This is a genomic window from Sporocytophaga myxococcoides, assembly GCF_000775915.1.
Lineage (GTDB): Bacteria > Bacteroidota > Bacteroidia > Cytophagales > Cytophagaceae > Sporocytophaga > Sporocytophaga myxococcoides_A.
Genome location: NZ_BBLT01000022.1, coordinates 1 through 4,451 on the forward strand (window position 1 = coordinate 1; position 4,451 = coordinate 4,451).

Sequence of the window (4,451 nt, forward strand, 5' to 3'; positions counted from 1 at the left end):
GGGGGTGGAGACCGGGACTGTTCAAAGGGCAACCGGAGATGGCGTGCAGCTCAAGGTTCTTGAAGCAGATAAGGTAGATGCTTATTTCAAAGATTATGAAAAATTTGCACAGGATCAGTTGGATCACTGGTATTCGAAAACAACTGTGAAAGACGATAAAAAGCTGACAGGTTCAATGTTTTCTAAAGCTGCGAAAAAAGTCTATGATGAGAAGAAGGACCTAAGTTTTGTAGTCCCTGTTGAGTATGCGCTTGCTCAAGCCAGACTTGAAGGAGGCTTGATGGATAAGGAGCGGACAGAAGGAAACATATTCAATGTCGGCGCATTTGACAGTGGTGTCACATCCACAGAACAAGGCATAAACAATAAGGAAAAAGGATTTGATGCTTATTATAAGCTTATGTCAGATAGTTTCCTTAGTAATAAAACAGCCGACACATTGCTTGAGAATGGCAACTTTACAACAAAGAGCGGAGGAGTGTATGCGACCAATCCTTTCTACGAAATAGAAATAAAGGCAGAAATAGGACTGATGCATTACAGAGATTCCGAATATGCATTGTCAGGAACTGTTGGGAAGGGTAAGAAGAATGCAGCGAATGATGTAGAAATTGTAGGAGGCTTATTAGCACAGTTGGGTTACATTACAAAGGATAAGACAAAAGACACTGATGCTGTTTGCGCTGCTATACTTGAGTTCCAGACAAAGGAACTTGCACCTGAAGACGAAGAATGGTTTAAAAAACGAATGGACCTTGTAACGAATGCAACGGACAAGGAAAACATGAATATCAAGCTAAAGAATAATAAGGATGGCATAGTAGGCAAAGAAGGAACAACAATAGGATTGCTATATTTCAAAACTATTCTAAGCAGTAAGATTCCTGATTTAAAGAGTCGTGAAGATACAAAAGAAGAAAGCACAGCTGTTGAAGCAGTGGTGAATAATGCATCGACAGGAAGTGCAACACCTTCTGCTGAAGCTAATGCAACTCAAGCGATACCTTCGGATGTGAAAGTGGGAGTGAAGGATGGTCAGCCAGTTGGCAGCAAAACAGAAATAATTAAGGTACAAAAATCATTAAAAGCTCTCGGATATTATCAGGGGACTGCGGATGGCTTTATTACAAGAAAAGATGGTTTAGAGAGTGATACAGTAAAGGCTATCAAAAAATTCCAGAAGGATCATCAGCTTTCTGAAAGCGGCAATATAGATGCAGCAACAGCTTCAGAAATTGTAAAAGCTGTAGCAGCGTTACCTGCTGCTCCTGCTGTTACAACACCAGCAATAAAGGCTGCAGCCAAAACTACATCAGCTTCAACAACCAAAACAAATAAACCAGCAGTTAAACCAGAGGCTGTTCCTGCAAAAAGTGCTGAGCAGATATATAAGCTATATGGAGGAGAGATGTTGGCAATAGGCAAAGAAATGCTTGCAGTCTCAAAATCAAATCCGGGCCTTGTGATAAAAATGCTGGATTACCTGAGCTGGTATGAAAAGGATAATCTTGCATATAATCTTAGTTCTCACCTTTCGGAATCGGATCTTTCTTCAATAGACAAGAAACTTGTTCAACGGCTTTATAACGAACTTTATTCAGGATATACAAGTGCTGCCGAGCAGAAGCAGATGGATAAGCTTAATAAGTTTTTACCAAAGGCTGAGGTAGCAAAAGAAGTAGTTAAAGAAACTAAGAAAGAGACAAAGACCAAAGTTCAAAATTCAAATCTTGATTTGAGTGGAAGTGTAGGTAAAGGAGGAGACAATAAAGCCAAGGATGTACTTAAGATCCAAAACTTCCTGGTGAACTTTAATTATCTGGCTTCTTCTTCTGAAGAAATAACAGCCGTAAAAACATCCAACACCCAAAATCCTGAAACAAAGATTGAGGATAAAGATCTGAAGGATACGATAGCTGCAATTAAACAGTATCAGAAATACGGTGCTACCACCAGCGCCTCTGTGGCATCTCAGGATGGAAAGATCTCTAAGGATAAATATACTCATACTTCGATGAAGGAGATGAACAGAATTTATAATCAGTATAATGATCAGAAATTCGAGGGAGTAATAGCCAATGTTCTTTCAGATAGTCAGTGGAGAACGCAGTTCAGATATGGTTATAATTATAGAAACGGAGAGGATGACAATGAAAAAGAGTACATTGATTTTGTAAAAAAAACAACGGGTTATGATGATCCTGCGGATTTACATAAAGCTTCCAACGATGAGATTACCAAAGTAAAGAATAAATTTACAGGTGCAACATGGTGGGATACTGAGGGTGTTAAAGACAGTTCAATCAGAACAAATCAAAAGGCAAGAGAGTCAAAGCCAAACTATGTCTGTTGTTGGGATACAGCAAAGCTTATGTTGGACTTCAGTGGTGCGACAGAAAAAGGAGATAATTATAAGGTTCAAACTTTTGTTAAAGACTCTCAAAGTGGAAAGTTTACAAACCAGGCAGAGCTTGGAGTAAAGTATATAGATGCTCAGCTGAAAAGTGGCAAAGCAGTATTTGTTGGAATTGAGAAAGGAGCAGACAAAACTATAAATGAAGGAACAACAGATCACTATATTATTATTGTTGGAAAAGGACAGGATGGTGATAAGTGGTACTATAATTATTTTGATCCAGGAACAGTTAATAAAGAGAATGGCTACAACAAAGATAAAAACAGACTTTATATAGGAAGTGACAGGAAAACTGTAGAAAATGGAAAAAATAAACTATCTCAAATAAGAGTAAATAATGAATAAGAGAAAGAGCTTAAAAGTAGTACTACTGACTAGCCTCGTATTTTGCGCATCATGCAAAAGCGTACCTGAAAAAGAGAAAACAGAACAAGCTAAAGATTCCATACCAATGTCTACTCAAGGCAAAAGCGACAAGATCATATCTATAAAAACCAAACAGCTTCAATTTCCGGAGTTCACTATACTTGGAGACTTCAGAGCAGAAGTTTCGTTTGATCAAGATAAAATTTCTGAAGTTAAAGTTTTTTCATCCAATAACAATGTTTACACAGAGACAGGAAAGACGATTTTATCTTATAATGCAAATGGAAATCTGGAAAGAGAAATTCGCAACCATTACGGTTCGGAGTCATCAAAGGCAGATACTTTTTTGTATGAAAACAAAAGTCCTTTGAAGCAAAGGTCGACGAAGGGCCCTTATACTACGGAAGTTGAGCAGGATCAAAATGGTCGCATAGTTAAAAGAACAGATTTTGCGAATAGTTCTGCCGATCATGTTTTAAATTATTATTCAGTGAGTAGAGATCAAAAGGGAAATGAAGAAGCAGCGCTTTTGGGAGAAGTGATAGGTGAAGATGCTGAAGTAAAGAAAATTAAATTTGAGTATACTGAGTTTGATCAGAAAGGTAACTGGATAAAAAGAAAGCGATTGACAGAATCTATTGTCCTAAGTGATATTGAGTTTAATGATTTCTATTTTGGAAGAAAAGATATTCCTCAATTGCACTTTCCAATAACTTTTGGTGAAGAGCCAACTGAGACTATTGAAGAGCGCGAGGTTATATATGAATAGAAACTTCTTTAGATTTAATCAAAATGTTTTTTAATAAATCAAAATATAAATGAACTCAAGAGTTTTTTGCCTATTAATACTCATTACATTATTTAGTTGTAAGAAAAGTACTGAAGGAGAAACCAAGGAGGTTAACACTCCAGACACTATTGCAGTTGAATCTTCAAGTGATGGCTTGCAGTCTATACCAGACATATCAATTGTAGCAGTTAAAGATGAAGCTCCTTTGTTACAGTGTGAATCTTATTGCAATGACAGATGGAAGTTATGCATGCAGTTGCCAAAGGGTCTTTTTATTCACAAGGGAAATACATGTAGCACGGTGATTTGTGATGAATTTGTTTCTAACAACTCTTTGGTTTCATTTACCATTCATGAAGACATTTTAGAGTGCAACAATTATAAGGACAAAGAATATTCGATGGAGGAGATCCTGGATCTTTATAAGAGTGCAGCACTTGGAGAGCAAGCTAAGATTGATTCGAGTTATATTGGTGAAGAGTCGCTTTATCTTTCCGGAAAGAAGGATAACGTATATAACCTAAGAAAGATGATTATGAAGAATAACTCTTGCATCAATTTTACCATGAAGTTTCCTGCTGACAGCATGGATACTTATAAAGTTATTGCAGATCAAATTTTTAGTTCAATAATAGATAATGGCTCGACAGATAAAAATTTCTTTAAAAGATAATTTTATCATATTTTCTATCATGGTGTAGTATAAAAACTTAGATCAGATGGGTTATTAAAATTTAGGTTAGCGACGAGATTTTTTCATTTTTATCAGAAATATTATTTATGGGAGAATTTTTTCATAGGAGTCGACAGAACTCCGCCAGAAATCCAAATCTTCATCAGACCAGTCAGGCTCAGAACCAAGGGCCTGAACAAAAATCG

General features: G+C 36.8%; 3 protein-coding genes. All 3 read left to right on the top strand.

The features are described 5' to 3' along the window. Nucleotides 1–2,761, top strand: a 2,761-nt coding sequence (locus MYP_RS24470) for a peptidoglycan-binding domain-containing protein (protein WP_045470000.1), incomplete at its 5' end; no start/stop codon positions are given. Beyond that, nucleotides 2,754–3,551, top strand: coding sequence for a hypothetical protein (locus MYP_RS24475; RefSeq protein WP_045470003.1), 798 nt, complete (start codon nt 2,754–2,756; stop codon nt 3,549–3,551). The genes MYP_RS24470 and MYP_RS24475, both read left to right, overlap by 8 nt. Nucleotides 3,552–3,600: 49 nt before the next feature. After that, complete coding sequence (locus tag MYP_RS24480) at nt 3,601–4,245, top strand: hypothetical protein (RefSeq protein WP_045470006.1); 645 nt, start codon at nt 3,601–3,603, stop codon at nt 4,243–4,245. Nucleotides 4,246–4,451 lie beyond the last annotated feature (206 nt).

Bases quoted from the DNA above. Each gene is read 5' to 3' on its own strand.
- MYP_RS24475 (WP_045470003.1), top strand. From the start codon at position 2,754: ATGAATAAGAGAAAGAGCTTAAAAGTAGTACTACTGACTAGCCTCGTA.
- MYP_RS24480 (WP_045470006.1), top strand. From the start codon at position 3,601: ATGAACTCAAGAGTTTTTTGCCTATTAATACTCATTACATTATTTAGT.